Origin of the sequence: Bartonella sp. TT110JLCBS (assembly GCF_042193405.1) — a bacterium.
Classification (GTDB): Bacteria; Pseudomonadota; Alphaproteobacteria; order Rhizobiales; family Rhizobiaceae; genus Bartonella.
This window is the reverse complement of sequence record NZ_JBHILT010000010.1, coordinates 34,004-50,581: the sequence shown is the minus strand read 5'-3', so window position 1 is coordinate 50,581 and position 16,578 is coordinate 34,004. Positions and strand designations below refer to the sequence as shown.

Sequence of the window (16,578 nt, the reverse complement as noted above, 5' to 3'; positions counted from 1 at the left end):
TTCCTTTTATGTGCAAGCGTTGCTTTAAAAGAGCTTTGGGTAGCCGGTGTGATTTTCTTTTACTCACCTCCAAAGATGTTTCGTTGTTTGAAGGGATCGTAATAAATTTCTGTGACCTTAAATTTTCCTTCAATCCGTTTGCATTGGATGATGATATCAATCATTGAAATCAATAGTCCTCGAATATCATCACGCTCTAAATCACCACCGCCTTCACTTTCTTTGACCAAAAGGGTCATCTGCTCAAAGGCTGCAAGTGCTGTTGATGCGTGAACCGTCGTAATGGAACCTGGATGGCCTGAATTGACATTGCGGATATAATAAAAGGCTGTACCATCTCGAAGCTCTTGCAAAAGAATACGATCAGGACGCATCCGTAAAGATGATTCAAGCAACTCTTTGGGGCCAACGGAGGCTAAGCCTTGTCCATCTTTTGAATAGAACATTGAGACATGGTTAGGGTGTGGTATCACCAATTCTTGCGTGTCTTCAATGGTGATAATACGCTCTTCTTGAGGAATTTTGGCAATTAATGCTTTTGATAATGTGGTTTTCCCCGAACCTGTTTTTCCCGCAATTAAAATATTTTTCTGGCATGCTACAGCTTGATTTAAAAAGGAGACAAAGTCTTTATTACAGTAGGCAAAAGCTAAGTTATGCTCGATGATTTTGAGCTCGTTAAAACGAGAATGATAGTCATGCAAGGGCGTGAAAGATACCCGTTCACAGAGCGAGAAGAGACCCTTATTTGCGAGCTCTTCGAGAGAAAAACTCCGCGATGATGGTTTGCGAATTGTCATACTAATCGTGTCTTTTTCGACAGCGGGCGGAATGACAATTTGAATGCGCTCATTGCCTGGTAGCGTTGCAGACAATATTGGGTTTTTGTCTGATATGTTTTGCTTGGAATAGGATGCGACAACTTTCGCAATCCCCATAAGCTCATTAAAAGAGAGAGCCGGTGCTTCTATTGTTTTCCATCCATCAAATCCTTCAGTCATGACTTGATAGGGACGATTGATAACAATTTCAAAAAGACGATCATCTTTCAAAAAAGCATTGATGGGTTCAAGTTTTGTGAGAACAATCGCAACGGTTTCATCGCACATGGTATGTAAGTTTGAGTTCATTCTAAAGTTACCGCCGAATTTTTGTAAAAGTTTCTTGAAACAGCTCGATTGATAATCTGTTTTTTGTTTTCGATGACTTTCAATTTATAAACGCTGGAAAAATCTAAATCGCGGGCAACAAAGATATTCACCATTTCCCCTTGGTTTTTGGATAATGTGGGAGAAATATTGGCGTAATTTTCTACGAGAATATTTGCAATGTCTTGTCCTGAAGAGATTGTTTCAGTTTCTTCTTTTTCTTGTTTTTTTGCTAAACGTTTATTGGCATAGTGTGTTGCATCTTTTATCAGAGAGACAAGAAGCGCAGATCCAATCCTCTCGAGCCAATGGTTATCAATATCTCCATCCATACCAGAACGTCCTAAAGCATCCGTTGCAGGTGAAGCTAACGATATAATGATACCATTGGGGGTTTTTGCTCTATTCCATAGCACAAAGAGACGTGTTTGGCCTTTTTTCAATCCGGAGCGATATTCACCAACAATTTGGGTGCCTTTGTCAAGAAGCACAACACGACCATTGTCTGATAAGATATCTCTGGAGACGATACAACTGGCAAAACCTTGTTGATCACTGTTGATGGCTGTTTCTAAAATACAAGGGATAGAAGTGCCCATCGCGATGATGTAGTTTCGATTGCCAAGGGTTGAAGCACGAATACCTTCAAGCACTGTAGGTTTGAGAAGATGATTAAAACGTTGTATTGTTTCATCAGGCTTGCTTTCAAGTTGGTGAGGCAAAGCACCGTTATTTGTTTGTGAATCTATTTTGCCTTGTTGGGTATTTGCATAAGCTAATACAGGAGCACGTTGTGCTGCTTCCAGCAGTGAGTTATCAGAATTTAATTGATTGATGTTTGGTGTTGGTAGCTCGACTTTTGGTAATAGAGCGTTATTTCGTTGAGGCTGTTCAAGGGAGGGAGGGGTAGGCTTTGCAGGGCGAAAAAGCTCTGTTTGTTTTATAACTTTTCCTTCTTTTGAAGATTCAATGGGTTGTTTTTTGTCTGTAACAAGTGTTGAATAGGCTAAATAAAGACAAACACTGAAAAGAATAATAAGAGCAATAGCTTTCCCCACATTGTTCTGTTGACTTTTCCCTTGAGCATTTTTTATTGTATCACGATCATTAATGCTTTTTTCATCCACGGTGTTATTCATGGCTGCTTCCTAGGTTCACTTTACGTTGTACAGATGGTGATGTCGTACCTGTTTCAGGGTTAATTCCTTCTGGTACGAACCTTTTATTAAAGATGCACAATACTTCATTCCCACGTCGTAGCGTGAATTGTGCTGCTGTTGCATGAACAATAACCTTGTTGCCTTTAATCGATTTGGGAATAAGCGCTTCTTGCCCATCAGGCGATACAATGTAAATGGCAGGGATTTCAATGTTGCCTAAAAAGGTAAAGGTTGTTGTTTTCCCATTATCATAAACAGAAGCGGGTTCAATAAGAGATGAGCCTTGAGCTTCATAAGCCCAATTGCGTGGTCCAAAATCTTCATGGATATTTAAAATATCATTGACAAAGTTTTCTTCACGTTGTTTTTCTTTTTCTGCTTCGGCTAATTTCTTACGCAAGGCTTCATCTTCTGGATAACGAAACTTTACCAAGAAATACGTCTCATTGCCGGCTGAAACATCGCCTTCACGCACTTGTAGTTCGAACTGATAAGAGCGTTGTGTTCCATCTTGGCGACTTGTAACAATTTGTAAATTGGTTACAGGTTGAACTTCCCGCGGTTTGAGAAAAACAAAGTGTCCAGCCGGTGCAACTTGCCAAGCAACCGAATTTCCAATGCCTACATAGGTTACTTCTTCATCAACGGCAAATTCTAGTTGGACCGAAGAGCGAATGGAGCCAATGATTTGTACGACGTTGTAGGGGTCATAATTGACAAATCTGATGCGGTTATCTTTACGTGCACTGACAGGCGCTGTTTCTGCAAGTGAGAGAACTGTATGAAAACTGAAAGTGATCGTAAAAATTAAAGAGATTGTTTGTAAAAGTCTGATCATTTTGTTACCTCTGGATCAGATCTATATTCCGATACTTGAAAACCAAGAGGGTTGATAAGACGATCAGACGTTGAAATGTGTGCGTTCACATAGGAAAAATTTAAGATTGAAATCCAATGGGAAATATTTTCCTTTTCATTCAAATCTCTGACCGTTTTATAGTAACGAACTTGGATAAGATCTTTGCTGATAAAAGAGATTGATTTGATTGTGACCGTAGCAATCGTGTTATGATAAATATTTTGCGGACTTTCTGGATTATTGCCCGCGTACCATTTTGCAAAACGGTTTTGTTCTTTTGGAGAAGATAAAAGAGAGACTAAGCGAAAATTGTTTTCTGCTTCTGATGTTTGAAAACCTTCACGAGCACGAACATATTGGCTGGCAAAATAACGCGTTATCGCTTCATCATAGTCGTTAGGGGATTCTTTTAGGGCGCTTACAGTATCAATAATGCCTGTTGAGTTATCAACGCGGATAACAAAAGGCTCTACCGTTTTCAAAGGCGTCAAAGCTGCGACAGCTAAAGCCAGCGCAATCGTCATCAATCCCAAAAGCACTGTTAAAGCCATGGAAATTTTCATCCGCACGCGCATGCTATGCATGCGATCAATGTCAAATGAGCGCGCTTCTTTTATATATTCTTCAAGGGCATCACTTTTCACGAATAACCTCCACAGTTTTATCAGATCGTGCTTCATGAATAACCGGATTTAATGAAGCTGAATTGGCTGTTACCTTTTCACTTTCCAAAGTATTGAGAATGATGGGAGTGGTAATAGGCTTTACACTCTTTTCTGGCTGAACAATGTTTTTATTGTCCCAATTCCACTTATCTTTATTTAAAGCACGTGTATGTTTGCCATTACAGCGTGGTGGTTTTTTAGGGCCACTCAAAGAGGCACAACCAGTAAGAGCGATTGTTAGGACCATAACAAAAGTTATTTTTCGTTTCATTTTTTGAACTCACAAATATCTTGGAATACAATGCATGAGAGCTTTTATTCTGAACATTTTTACAAGTTTATGTGATGCAAGACTTTGATTGGTTTTGTTGTAAAACCCAAGATGTTAAATCTTTTATGGAACAGCATCATGGCGTATGCGCCAAAGGGCGCACACAAGGCAAAAACAAAAATACTTATTCTTTTAAAGAAGTGCTTTATCTTAAAATCGACCACGACCGCCTCCGGATCTTCCTGCTTTTGCTGCCGCGCTTGCCGCATTTTTAACAGCGTTACCGGCAATACCTGAGAATTGGAAAGCAGCACTTTTTACTGCATTACCACTTGTTCTTGCACCATTGGAAAGCATTGTGAAAATCTGTCCTCCTGAAGAGACACCAGCGTTAAAGTATGGTCCGCCAGAGGCCAGCGCTGTTGCAATACCAGGAAGTGCACGGAAGATAATAACTCCTATGATCGAAATGACGATGACAGGGGGAAAAAGAACATAAATTGATTCATATGAAACTTTGAGAACCTGCAGGATAACTTGGCATATAATGGTTCCAAGCATGATTACGAGAACTTGTAAAATGGTAAAATTGATCAAAGTTGTAATCCATGCCTCGGTGTATTTTCGCGTTGCATTGAACAAATACAAACTAATGAAGAGAGGCCCAAGACCTATAATCATGACCAGTGCAACTTGTGCAAACATTTGCACAATAAAACCACCTATACAAAAAAGAATAACGGCAAGAAGCATAATAGAACCAAGAAGACCCACAACGATCTTTTCAAAAAACCAAGCATTGTATAAGACTTCTTGATAGCGCGAACTTGCCTTTAACAAAATATAATCAAAAACATTGGAGCTTGCAGGATTGCTGTTAAGCGCATTCCCAATAGCATTGGATAAATCATTGAAGAAAATATCCTTAACATAAGTATTAAATGTATCCGCATTCGTTGCCATTGTTGTAACAACAACAATTTTAACAACATTATTGAGAAGACTATGCATGGAAAGCGCAACGCGACCTGTCATAACATTATAACCATAAAGAAAGATAAAAATGATTGCGGCGAGATTTAAGGGCGCTGAAATAGCAGAAGACAGCCCACTCACCGTCGTGTCCATCACATTATCAAGGGGTTTTAAAATATACCCAGAAACGCTTTCAAAGGGAGAAAAACTAAAGTCTGACATCTGTACGAGTACTTTCAAGTTTTTCTTTTAATTGTTTTTCTTTTTCTTTTAATTGTGCCTCAAGATATTTATGCTTTTGTTGTTCCTTTTCTTCACGTAATTCATCTTTTGTCTTCGTATCTCTTGCTTGAATCATATCAAGAGACTGAAGTTTTAAAGAACTTACTTGAAGACCTGCTTGAAGAAGAGAAAGCTGTACTTGAATCTCTTGTCGAAGGGCTTGCAATTCTTCAGGTTTAGTGTCTTTTTTTGATTGAATATTTTCAAATTTTTGACTTATGTCTTTAATTTTTTTTGCAGTTTCAGTTGCATTTTTATAAATGCTTTCAGCTGTTTCTGATTTTGCAGCATCTAATTTTTGTGTGTTTTCGAGTGCTTGTTTATAATATTCATCTACATCGGGTGCTGTTTGCGCTATTGCATGAGAAATAAAAGAAAAAGATAACAGTGTAACTAAGCCATATTTTTTCATTGATTTTTTCTCCTTTGATAAAATATGGGCAGCCATTTTTCAGGGTCAGCTCCATATTCGTTGATAATTTCATTCATGAGTTCAATGTTTTTTGTGGTGCCACTTAAAACGGCGATCTCATCATTCATTCCACGTAAGTTAAGTTCTGCAACGACGGAATTTTGCCCTTGTTTGATGAGAAAACGACGGGATTCTCTGCTTAACTCTGACTGTATTAGTTCAAATTCACGCTCAGTAAGTTTGAAAGCTTCGACATAATCATTGTAATTTGCTTTTTGATTTGGAAAAAATATTTGGGTGGGGCATTGCTCAATAATTGTGTGTGCGATTGTTGAGTTCAAAGCATCTTTAGGGCTTTGTGTTGCAAAGAGCATCATGCCATTTTGTTTACGGATTGTTTTTAACCGATCTTGCGCAAAAGCTTTGAATGAATCATCTTCTAAAGCTTTCCAGAATTCATCAACGACGATAATGATACGCCGCCCATCAATCAAATCAAGAATGCGGTGAAAGAGATACATCATTAAGGGGCGCCGAATTTCTTCATTATCTAAGAAATCGGTCATGTCATAGCCAATGAACTGCGCATTTAAATTGAGATCATCTTGCTCATTATCAAAAACCCATCCTAAATCATTGCCTCTAATCCAGCGTTGCAGCCGTATGGCAATCCCTTCTTTGGATGTGTTGTCAAAAAACAGTTGAAGGGCACCAAGAGAGCGCTGGGTTGGGGGTAAGTTTTCCAAGGAATCAATAGCTTTGGCGATATCTTGTCGCTCTTCTTCTGTTACGATTTGCCCTTCAGCGCTTACCAGCTTTAAGATCCAATTACGAAGAAAGATTTTATTTTTTTCGGTGTATTCCATGCCCTTTAAGGGAGCAATCCCCGTGGGCTGCCCATTTTTTAAAGGTTTGTATTTTCCTCCTCCAGCCCGTACAAAAATCTCTGCTCCTTGATCTTTATCAAAAAAAACCATAGTTGGATTGTGTTTTTGTAATTGTGCAAGAAGAAAATTAACAATCACTGTTTTACCAGATCCTGATGGACCACAAACAAATGTGTTGCCAAGATCGCCATAATGAAAATTAAAATAGTAAGGTGAACCAGCCTGTGTTTTTAGCAATGCGACAGCAGCTCCCCAAACATTATCGTTCAGTTTGCCAACAGGGAAAGAATGGAAGGGCGATAAAGCGGCAAAATTTCTGCTGGTAATGGCGCCTGAACGCGCACGATAGCTAAAGTTTCCAGGAAGCTGTGCCCACCATGCTGCTTCTAATCCTAAGTCTTCTCTGGCAATCACCGCTCCCCCATTGGTTAAATGGGACCGAGCTTTTGATAAGTTTTCAGTCAATATTTTGGGATGATCAGCAAAAACAGCTAAAGAAATGTGGTGTTCTCCCAAAACAAAACGGTTTGATTCTAAATCATCTAACGCTTCATCCAATGCATCGATTTGTGAGCTCGCACGGTCAGCCGCATTGATCATTTGATTTTGTTTGCGGCTCATAATCGCACTGGCGGCTGCCTTACTTTTAAAGACAAAGGATTGTGTTAAAATAAATTCAAATGGCACCGTAAGCAGACCATCAGTCATGCCTGGGCGTGTTTTAGAAGGATACTCTTTCCATCCAAACATGCCCACAAAGCGTTCATTGCTTTCATGGCGAATTTCGATAATTTCTTTCCCAAAAATAACACGATCCGAGTAAATTGTTGAAGCTATAGTTCCAAATGTGAGAGGAATACGCTCACGTCTTCCTCCCACTAGCTGGTGGAGAAATTCACTTTGTTCGGAAAATAAAAGTCCTTCATGTTCATAGATGGATAGCAGACGGACTTCATACTCTTCCAAACCTTGCATAAGATCTTGACTTAACTCTTCGAGTTTACGAATAGCTTCCTCATCGGGTTCAGTTTGTGTTTTCTTCGCTTTGCTCAAGCGCTGAAAAAATGAAACCAGCTTTTCTGTTTTATCCGCGGCCGGATTCCAAAGCAGTGAAATAAATAGATCATTTCTATACAGTTCTTGTGAAACCATTTTCTTTTTATATTTTTCATCTAATGTTGTTGCAAAAGATGAAAGAAAATGACCTTCTGGGTATATCGTTTCACGGCGGCGGATGATGTGAGAATATAAAGCAAGCCGCTCGTCTGCGATATTTTTTAAAAGGGTGTTTAATTGGTTGTGTAAAGAATTTAATTGATCAATATCCGCAGTGTCGAAATTTATACCCTCAACAGCCATCACAACCATTAAACAGCGTGAATTTAAAGCAACGACATGTTGGTTGATGTAGCGTATATAGGGAATATATTCTTCAGGCAAAGTTTCCCGTTTCATTATGGACATCTGTTTCACCCGTTTCGTTCCTTCAGCTTAGTTCCTTATAAGTGCGGATAAGGCGTAAAGGGGAGGTCGAACCTCCTCCCCATCGATTGAGGTTTTTTTGTTTTCCTCGGGTATTGAGCCATGCAAATAATACGCGAAATTGGTTGTGATCGTACTTTGTCACTTCTCGCAAAATAAAGTGCATCCCAATCCCAAGACCAAACATGGTAAAATCACTGGTCAAAATGAAAAGAATAGATGTCGCCATGACATTGAGCGCCATCGCTTCCATTGTAACACCAGCAAACATGGCCGGGCGCGTACAGGCAAGGAAAAGAGTATCTTCGTTCATTTATGCTGTGCCCGCTAATTTAGTGACGAGAGCAGGAGCACCAAAAACAATAGCAATACCAAGAACACAGTAAGCTGCTTTGCGTAAATCAATAAAGCCGTACATCCAGCCAATCCCCACAGCAGCAACACATATAATTGCAATGAGCCTTGCCGTTGGTCCCGTCATCATTGTGACAATGTTGCCTAAAACACCATCAAGATTTCCCAGACCACCTCCACTAGCAGTAGGAGCAGAAGCAGCATAAGAAGGATCTGATACAAGCACTGCTGTAAAAAGCAGCATGGTCACGATAAAAATGATGTTTTGGAATCTATTATCTGTCATTTTACCTCTCTTTAACAAATAATATTTGTTCATATGTCGACATTCCATTGCCTCTAAGAAACTGGAGAGTGTTGTCATTTGATAACAGTTTAATTCTCCTCGTTTGTTTGTCTTAAAAGCCTTGATAGTGGATCTGTTCACTCTCAAGCTCTTCTTCGTAAAGAGACAGAAGTCTTTTCAAATTGGGATTGTGTTACATGAAAATGGCAATTTTAAGTTGTATATCTTGGTAAAGACAACAATATTGAAACAATGCAAGAAAGAATATTATTCTTTACAAAGTGTAGTTAATATGCAACACAGATATTTGAATTTTTTCTTTAAAAACAAGGGGATTGCTGATAAATAATGTGAAAGGATAGAAAAACAATGAATTTTTTGAGCGAGCGTGTTAAGAAATGCTGTTTAAATTAATTGTTATTATTTACATTATGGGTTCCATAGTGTGGGGATTAAGCCAATATAAAGATAAAATAGATTTCAGCATTCTTAAAACATTTGAGACGCAAGATATCCAAGATATTGTCGATCTTTACCGAGAAGAAAAAAAGTTGGGTAGATCTATCACCAAACAGCAATTAGAAAAAAATGAACCAGCTTTCGATTTGCAGAAGAGTGTTCCATTAAACGATGTTGCACATAATGCTGTTGTTTTTCATGGTAAGGCTTCTGTTACAAGTGGGGTTACATTTAAATTACTGACACCTGCTGCACAATCTTGGCGCTCACATATCTCCCGTGATATTCATCTTTATGGTGTGGATACATGTGCACCCCGTCAAAAAGCAAGATTAAATGATCAAGAATGGCCCTGTGGTGCGGTTACAACGGCTTGGCTTGTCACCAAAACACTTGGGCAGGATTTATCCTGTAAACAGGCTTTGATGCACAATGGTGTTTATTATGCGCAATGTTTTGTTCAAGGGGTTGATTTAGCTGAGGAAGGTCTTAAAGAAGGTATGTTGGTCCTCTCAAAAGAGGGGAAAAATCCTATTCCAGCCCAGTATCATCATGCGGAAGAAAAAGCACGTGGCAACAAGATTGGTCTTTGGTCAAGTGATTTTACTGAACCTTTAAAATGGCGGCGAGATAATGGGTCCTACAACCCCTTTGCTAGTCCATGATTGGTTTTAACGAACATATTTACTTAAATTTTATAGAGAAAACTTTATCAATAAAATTGTACCAAATCGTAAAGCAAATTTGAATAAACGGTGAGATTATTTTCGTTTTTGAAGGAGAAAGTGAGACGATAAAAAACGCTCAAGAAACGGATTTCTAAAGCGGTGTTGATAAAAGTAAAAAATAAACAGACCTCCAAATGGTGTAACGTTTGATATAACGGATAAAATCTTTCACAATGTCTTAAAAGAATTCATAGAAAAAGTTTTTTCATCAGAATTTTGTTTTTAGGATTGGATCCCGTTTTTTACTTCTTTAAAAGTGATCAATCTGGTGCGTTCCTTGAAAAGCTTTCATAATTATCTGCTTTTAAGTTCAGACTTCCAAATGATGAATGTATTTCAAATAGACTCTACACGAAGAAATCTTCGTAAAAATGATTTGCATTGCTGATTGTTTTCTATATATCACAAAACGTTTCTATTTAGGCCTTCGATGGGGAACAATAATCAACATACAAATAGGTAGAAAGAGCTCATACTTTTTTGTAATGGCTTTGTGGTGCAATGATCGTGACACTTAAGTATTATCATGCTCATAGACTTTCTATAGGGCTAGGGGCGATGCCTATTGCAATGTCACTATTTGAAATTAGTTGGACAAAAGCATTCGTCGCCTTCTGATTTCATCATTTGTATACAGTTTGGGCTTTTTCCTTCTCATTGTATTTTATGACAAACTCATACGATGGCTATTGTTAGCTCTTCTTTACGTTATTTTACTCAGAGTGTTCACTTTGAAAGCAAGCAAGTGATGGTAAGGCTGTATTCTTATACGATATGAAAATTCAACACCCATTTGGAGGATGATGTTAACAGATAAGGTATTAAAGAGGGGTAAAATGAAAAAAATATTTTATGATGCATGGCTCTATTATGCGTCGTGGGGTGTAAAAAACTATAGCGTAGAAGATTTTAAAAAAGATGTAAAATTAAGAGAAGAGTAAGGAAAGAAGTGCTTTCTTTCAGAACAAGCTGTTAAGGAATCTAAAAACTGTCAATGGCTTAAAAGCAGATACTGAAATGTTTTTTTCGCCAAAGCTTGATTCTACAGACCGTGGTCATGCATTTTAATAAATACATATTCTCAACAATAAAGTACGTTTCAAATTATGACTTCTTTCATTTTTATAGAAGCAATTGCTATCATTTTTTATTCTAGATGATCAACTAAAATTGTATTTCAATGATATTGTTTGTTTCATCTTTGTTAGATTGAGGATTATGATCATGAGAGAACTGGATAGCGTTGTCTCATAGAAACATTTCTCAAGGCTCCAAGCCTATTTCATGGCGGTGTTCGTAAATGGGATAAAAGCTATATTCCTATCTTTACTGAAAAAAAGATGCTCGAATGGCACATACTCTCTGCCAGTTCAAAATATTACGACAGTTTTTGTCTTTGAAAGGGAGCATAAGAGTTTTTTATTCCTTGATTTTCAAGTGTTTTTATTTGTACGCTCCCCACTTATAATGTGCAAGCGAATAGTTTTGATTGATTCAATATAAACAGATTTGAAATGAGAAAATATATTGGGCTTTTTCATGATGCATGAATAATAAATTATTATTATAAATCAAATTATTATATACTTAAGGAAGCGTTTTTTAAGGCGTTTTTTGTTCGTTGTTAAGAATTTGAGTACTTTAGATAAAAAACTCTATCAATGCCGTTGTTGTTAGAATTAAAATTTTTATGAGAAAAATGAGCATTTGGGAATGATAAGCTTTTGATATAAAGCGTTTTAGAATTTTGCATGACTTAACGATAAATTTATTTTATGATTTTTTATGATCTCTATAGACGATAAAAAGTTGGAATATGGTTTGAGAAAGCAGATGACAGAACTATTATCTTCCGATAAGTAATTTTGAAGTAAAAGACAGCTTGATAAATGACAAATAGAGATAGGTGCACCATGAATGAAGTTACCCATATTGAGACTATTATAGCGCATTATGATGCTGTTTTTTGTGATGTGTGGGGTGTTGTGCATAACGGTGTACATGCATTTGAACCAGCGTTGAAGGCGTTGTATAAAATCCGACAAATGGGAAAAACTGTCATTTTATTAACCAATTCCCCTCGGCTACGGGAAGATGTTGCTGCTCAATTACAAAGCATGAATGTTCATAGCGACTATTATGATGCCATTATCACTTCTGGGGATGTAACGCGCGATCTCATTCAGACTGCTCCGCGTAAAGTTTTTTTCATTGGTCCACAGCATGATTTAAGGCTGTTTGAAGGGTTAGAGTGTGAATTTGTTGAAGAATGGGAGGCTTCTGTTGTCGTCTGTAGCGGTTTTCTTGAAGATTTTGATGAAGAACCCTCTGCTTATGAGGAGATGTTTCGTCGCATGCGGTCGCGGAATTTACCTTTTATTTGTGCGAACCCAGATGTGATTGTCCATTATGGAAATAAGGAATTTTGGTGCGCTGGTGCATTGGCGCGTCTTTATCAACAATTAGGGGGGGAGGTACGCATTGCTGGAAAACCTCACGCACCTATTTATGAATGTGCTTTTGAAAAACTTCAAAGAATACGGGGAACAGTAGAAAAAAGTCGAGTTTTAGCTATTGGTGATGGTCTTTTAACGGATATTAAGGGGGCGGCTCATTTTGGTCTTGATGCCCTTTATATTATGGGGGGGATTCATCATTATGATTATACGCAAAATGGTGTGGTTGATAAGCAAGCTTTGCATTCTTTTCTTGAACATCATGGTTATAAACCACAAGCAATCATGTGGGCACTTCAGTAATGACTAATTTTTTGCGTCTTCAGGGGATTCATATGTTTCCCTCGGCTTGGCGGGGAGCAGTGTTGGCACTTGGAAATTTTGATGGTGTTCATTGCGGGCATCAGGTGGTGTTGCAAAAAGCGCTTGATTTCGCGCGGATAAAAAAGAAACCAGCCGTTGTTTTAACCTTTGAACCACATCCAAGAAGTTTTTTTCAACATTCAGCTCCTGTCTATCGTTTGACAGAAGCAGCTGAAAAAGCTGAAATTTTTAAAACCCTTGGCTTTGACGGCGTGATTGAACAGCCCTTTGATGCACAGTTTGCTGCTCTTTCAGCGGACGAATTTATCGAATCTATTTTAAAACAGGCCTTTGATGTTTCAGTTGTGGTGACAGGGGAAAATTTTCAATTTGGACATCAGAAAAGTGGAAATTCACAGCTTCTTTGCCAAAGAGGAGAACAATATGGGTTTGAGGTTGTGCTCGTTCCTTGCGTTTCTCGTTTTCAAGATTCACAATCTTTGATCATTTCTTCTAGTTTTGTTCGGCAGCTTCTCTCACAAGGAAAAGTGGAAAAAGCAGCCCATTTGTTAGGGTATCACTATCGGGTACGCTCCAATATTATTCAAGGTGAAAAACTTGGACGTCTTTTGGGATTTCCTACCGCTAATCAAATATTGCCTCCACAAGTTCGTTTGGCTCATGGTGTTTATGCGGTACGTTTGCGTCGTGCGAACGGTGTTTTGTATGATGGTGTTGCAAGCTTTGGTTGTCGTCCAACGGTTGTTAAGGATGGTGCGCCCCTTTTGGAAACCTATCTGTTTGATTTCAACGATGACCTTTATGGGGAAAGCTGTACCGTTTCTTTTTTCCAGTTTTTGCGAGGACAAGAAAAATTTGATGGGCTTGAGCCTTTGATTGCACAAATGCATCGTGATGAAAAAAAAGCAAAAGAAATTTTAAAGACAGTACAACCATTATCAAAGTTGGATAAGCTGCTTACTTTTAAAAATATGTCCTAAACTTATCTGAAAAAGAGAGAAGAGCTGTAAAAATAGCACTTAAAGTGATTATAATCACAAAGATATATTCCAAAACATCGTGGAATATATGTTTTTTCCGTTGTTGAGAGGGAGAATCGAATATCTGAAGATCTGATTTTAGCATCATTTTTTTCAAAGTTCATTTGAGGGATTTTATTATCATCCCAAAGTTTACGGCATGTTTCTTTCTGATCCGTTAAAACCCATCATAAAAGATGCAGTAAAGAATAAGCAACCAGCCTATTTAGCAATAATAGACGTGAAGAGGGAGAAAGGCTGTTTTTAAAATTTCTTGCGATTTTAAGCTTATAGTTTGATAAAATTTAATTGATGACTTTTTTATTTTAAAAGTTTATTGTTTCTTTTTTCTCATTTGTTTTATTATGTCATTTATGCCTTATCACCGTTTATGATGAGAGTTGGTTCGTGTAACTTTACGCATGTGATATTTTGTATCATGTCATGAATATTTTTAAAAAAGGTTTGTTTGGCGAATCTGGTGAAGAAGATCAGTGGTTAGAAGCAGTTTTCGTGCTAACCAATCATGTAAACGAGAATGAAGCTGCTTGAAAATGCTTTAAGTCTCATTTCTCTTGTATATTGTGATGGGGAATTCACATTAAGGAGACTACGATTGATCGCAGATAAAAAGAAATCATTGCGAGAAAGCAGGTGTACTTGTTTCAAAATTTCTAATGCTGTGGATTGATAAAGGCATAATTTTGTTGTCGTAACATGTCAATCTTTTAGATTCTCAAGTTAAGAACTATTCATATATTTCCTTTGTCCTTGACAAATATAACGCCTATAATGCAAAGGGAAGGCAGTCTTATAAGGATATGAAAACGCAAAGCCAATAATGTTGTGTGTTTTTTTGATAGAAGTATTGGATAAAAGTTGGAACATTTTTCCAATCTATGTTCGGTCTATTCGTGACTTTATCGTATTATTTTTCTCATAAAACTTTTTCTTTAGCGATCTCCAACGCAGCAATATGGCAGAAATATGTTTGAGACAAAGATTAAGGCGCTTTAATGCTCTCTCTGCTGTTACAGCTTTTGTATACTAGATGAGGAGAACCCCCTATTGCATTATCCATTTGTGTAATCTCTGAAACCGGTTTACAGCCTTATTGGAAAAAAATATGAAGTTATAAAGGGGAAAATCAGTCCAGATGACTGCCTTTTTTAAATTTGGCGTTGCTACTTTCAAAAGGTCCAGAGCAATATCTCTTAAATCATGAAAATAACAGCTGCAGGCTTTTGTTGCTCTTTGAATAGGATATTACGCCCTACAGGTAAAATAAAATACTGGAATATCCTTGTTTTACTAATTTATGCGCTTCTTTTGAAGAAATATCTCTCAACGCTTCCCATATTCATTTTCATGATGACATTCATAAATGGTATCGTGCAAGCTTCGTTGAGCGCTATCATCTTTATGCCTAATAAAAGAGCAATCCGACACCATCAGTTATATTGACAAGCCTTTAGTGTTGTACAGTCTTGGCTATTTGAGAGCGTTTATGAGAGTTTGTTCTTAACTCGTTTTATTTCACACGAATACTTCCTGCTTGTGACATGCAAGAAACACGCTTTTGATTGCTTCAATATAAATAGGCTTGAGAGAATCTTACGGTATTAGGATTTATCATTCAACGTGAAAAATAATTAATTGTTATAAATCAATATGTTGTAGTTAACCATAGATTATGGCTTACGGCTTTTTTTATAAAATACTTTGCATGCCTTTTATTCGGAATATAGGGTTTCCTTAGTGGTTTTACTGTCGTTTTAGGTGTCTGTAGCGTACGAATAAGCTCGTACTGGTAAAGGGAGAGAAAAAGAAGGTGGAGCAGTGATAAAAAGTGAGGTGAAAATAATTTTCTCTGATCATCATATGAATTTTCATGCATTTTTATGGCTTCGGGTGTGCATGTTTGTTGTATATTGAGGAGCAAAGCTTGCTTGTAGAGTTTTATGAAGTGGCAAGCCAAGGGAAAGGCGCAAGACAAAGATTATTGACTGATTATTTTTTTACAAATCGATGTGTATTTAAGAATTTTCGTCTTTTAAGGCGAGGAGGAAGTGTGCGAACTCTCTGTTTAAAGACGCGCTAAACGATAAAGATGCAGCGAGCGTGATCCGTGATGACAATAGGCAAGAAGAGGCAGAGAGGCAGTTTTTAAAATTGTTTGCATGGCTTCAACAGCTGACTTTTCTATAGTTGGAGGAGAAATGGGAATGTGATAGGCTTTTATGCCATATTCATTTGCGACCGTTTTAATGCTAGAAAAGTCAGGTTGATGGAGCTCTTCATGATCGGGGCGGTTACAGATAATTGTTTTAAAACCAGCTTGTGCCAATGTTTTGATATTTTCTATGCTAAGTTGGGCGCTGATAAAAATATCAGGTTCAATTTGTTGTAAATTCATTTTTGTTTATTCCCAATTGCACGATCTTCACGATACCCTCTGGTCTGGTATATAGAAAGAACATAATGAAGGTAAGTTTTTCAATGGCATCTTAACAAAAATATTCTTTTTGTCGAGAAGATCTATTGGTGAAAAATGAGTTGTAAGATGCAAAATATCTCATTCTGCAACATATTTGTTATTCGATCTTATGAAAGGTAACAGCTTGTTTTCCTGCGGATAATTCGTTGTATTGCTTGTTTACGCGCTTGCTAGAGGGATCCTTACTTTTCTTAAGCCCATTTTACCCTGTCGAGCATCAAAGAGTATAGAATTCATCATGTACTCCTATTTTTAGTTCAAGAAAAGGTACAAGCCGACACTATCATACACTTTGCTAGTCCCCAATATTGTAA

Annotated in this window: 14 protein-coding genes; 3 read left to right on the top strand and 11 right to left on the bottom strand. The window is 37.6% G+C overall.

Annotated elements, in window-relative coordinates:
* Positions 1–59: 59 nt before the first annotated feature.
* From virB11 to ACFILW_RS05570, 10 genes are all read right to left on the bottom strand, one after another.
* Positions 60–1,130, bottom strand: a complete 1,071-nt coding sequence (gene virB11 / locus ACFILW_RS05615) for a P-type DNA transfer ATPase VirB11 (protein WP_375685314.1) — start codon at positions 1,128–1,130, stop codon at positions 60–62.
* Entirely contained in the window at positions 1,127–2,287 is a 1,161-nt protein-coding gene (virB10, locus tag ACFILW_RS05610; protein WP_375685313.1) for a type IV secretion system protein VirB10, read from the bottom strand. The genes virB11 and virB10 overlap by 4 nt, the downstream gene beginning before the upstream one ends.
* Positions 2,280–3,146, bottom strand: coding sequence for a P-type conjugative transfer protein VirB9 (gene virB9 / locus ACFILW_RS05605; protein ID WP_375646340.1), 867 nt, complete (start codon positions 3,144–3,146; stop codon positions 2,280–2,282). The genes virB10 and virB9 overlap by 8 nt, the downstream gene beginning before the upstream one ends.
* Positions 3,143–3,847 carry a virB8 family protein gene (locus ACFILW_RS05600; RefSeq protein ID WP_375623733.1) on the bottom strand — a complete coding sequence of 235 codons (705 nt, stop codon included), beginning with the start codon at positions 3,845–3,847 and terminating at the stop codon, positions 3,143–3,145. The genes virB9 and ACFILW_RS05600 overlap by 4 nt, the downstream gene beginning before the upstream one ends.
* Positions 3,801–4,103, bottom strand: coding sequence for a type IV secretion system protein VirB7 (locus tag ACFILW_RS05595; RefSeq protein ID WP_375623735.1), 303 nt, complete (start codon positions 4,101–4,103; stop codon positions 3,801–3,803). Before ACFILW_RS05595 ends, ACFILW_RS05600 begins: the two co-directional genes overlap by 47 nt.
* 210 nt (positions 4,104–4,313) lie before the next feature.
* A complete protein-coding gene (locus ACFILW_RS05590; protein WP_375623756.1) occupies positions 4,314–5,300 on the bottom strand; it encodes a type IV secretion system protein in 987 nt (328 codons plus the stop codon).
* Positions 5,287–5,772 (bottom strand): type IV secretion system protein VirB5, encoded by a 486-nt coding sequence (locus ACFILW_RS05585; RefSeq protein WP_375685312.1) that lies wholly within the window; start codon positions 5,770–5,772, stop codon positions 5,287–5,289. Before ACFILW_RS05585 ends, ACFILW_RS05590 begins: the two co-directional genes overlap by 14 nt.
* Complete coding sequence (locus ACFILW_RS05580) at positions 5,769–8,123, bottom strand: VirB4 family type IV secretion/conjugal transfer ATPase (protein ID WP_375623739.1); 2,355 nt, start codon at positions 8,121–8,123, stop codon at positions 5,769–5,771. Before ACFILW_RS05580 ends, ACFILW_RS05585 begins: the two co-directional genes overlap by 4 nt.
* A gap of 22 nt (positions 8,124–8,145) precedes the next feature.
* Positions 8,146–8,454, bottom strand: a complete 309-nt coding sequence (locus ACFILW_RS05575) for a type IV secretion system protein VirB3 (RefSeq protein ID WP_212112790.1) — start codon at positions 8,452–8,454, stop codon at positions 8,146–8,148.
* Positions 8,455–8,781, bottom strand: a complete 327-nt coding sequence (locus ACFILW_RS05570) for a TrbC/VirB2 family protein (protein WP_375623741.1) — start codon at positions 8,779–8,781, stop codon at positions 8,455–8,457.
* Between the two features lie 398 nt (positions 8,782–9,179).
* Here ACFILW_RS05570 and ACFILW_RS05565 point away from each other — a divergent pair, with 398 nt between their 5' ends.
* The 3 genes from ACFILW_RS05565 to ACFILW_RS05555 all read left to right on the top strand — a co-directional run bounded on the left by ACFILW_RS05565 (position 9,180) and on the right by ACFILW_RS05555 (position 13,728).
* Positions 9,180–9,905 carry a hypothetical protein gene (locus ACFILW_RS05565; protein ID WP_375623743.1) on the top strand — a complete coding sequence of 242 codons (726 nt, stop codon included), beginning with the start codon at positions 9,180–9,182 and terminating at the stop codon, positions 9,903–9,905.
* Positions 9,906–11,881: 1,976 nt separating this feature from the next.
* Positions 11,882–12,727 (top strand): TIGR01459 family HAD-type hydrolase, encoded by an 846-nt coding sequence (locus tag ACFILW_RS05560; RefSeq protein ID WP_375623745.1) that lies wholly within the window; start codon positions 11,882–11,884, stop codon positions 12,725–12,727.
* Positions 12,727–13,728, top strand: coding sequence for a bifunctional riboflavin kinase/FAD synthetase (locus ACFILW_RS05555; protein ID WP_375623747.1), 1,002 nt, complete (start codon positions 12,727–12,729; stop codon positions 13,726–13,728). The genes ACFILW_RS05560 and ACFILW_RS05555 overlap by 1 nt, the downstream gene beginning before the upstream one ends.
* A gap of 2,125 nt (positions 13,729–15,853) precedes the next feature.
* Here ACFILW_RS05555 and ACFILW_RS05550 read toward each other — a convergent pair.
* Positions 15,854–16,183 (bottom strand): TIGR01244 family sulfur transferase, encoded by a 330-nt coding sequence (locus tag ACFILW_RS05550; RefSeq protein WP_375610590.1) that lies wholly within the window; start codon positions 16,181–16,183, stop codon positions 15,854–15,856.
* Positions 16,184–16,578: the final 395 nt, after the last annotated feature.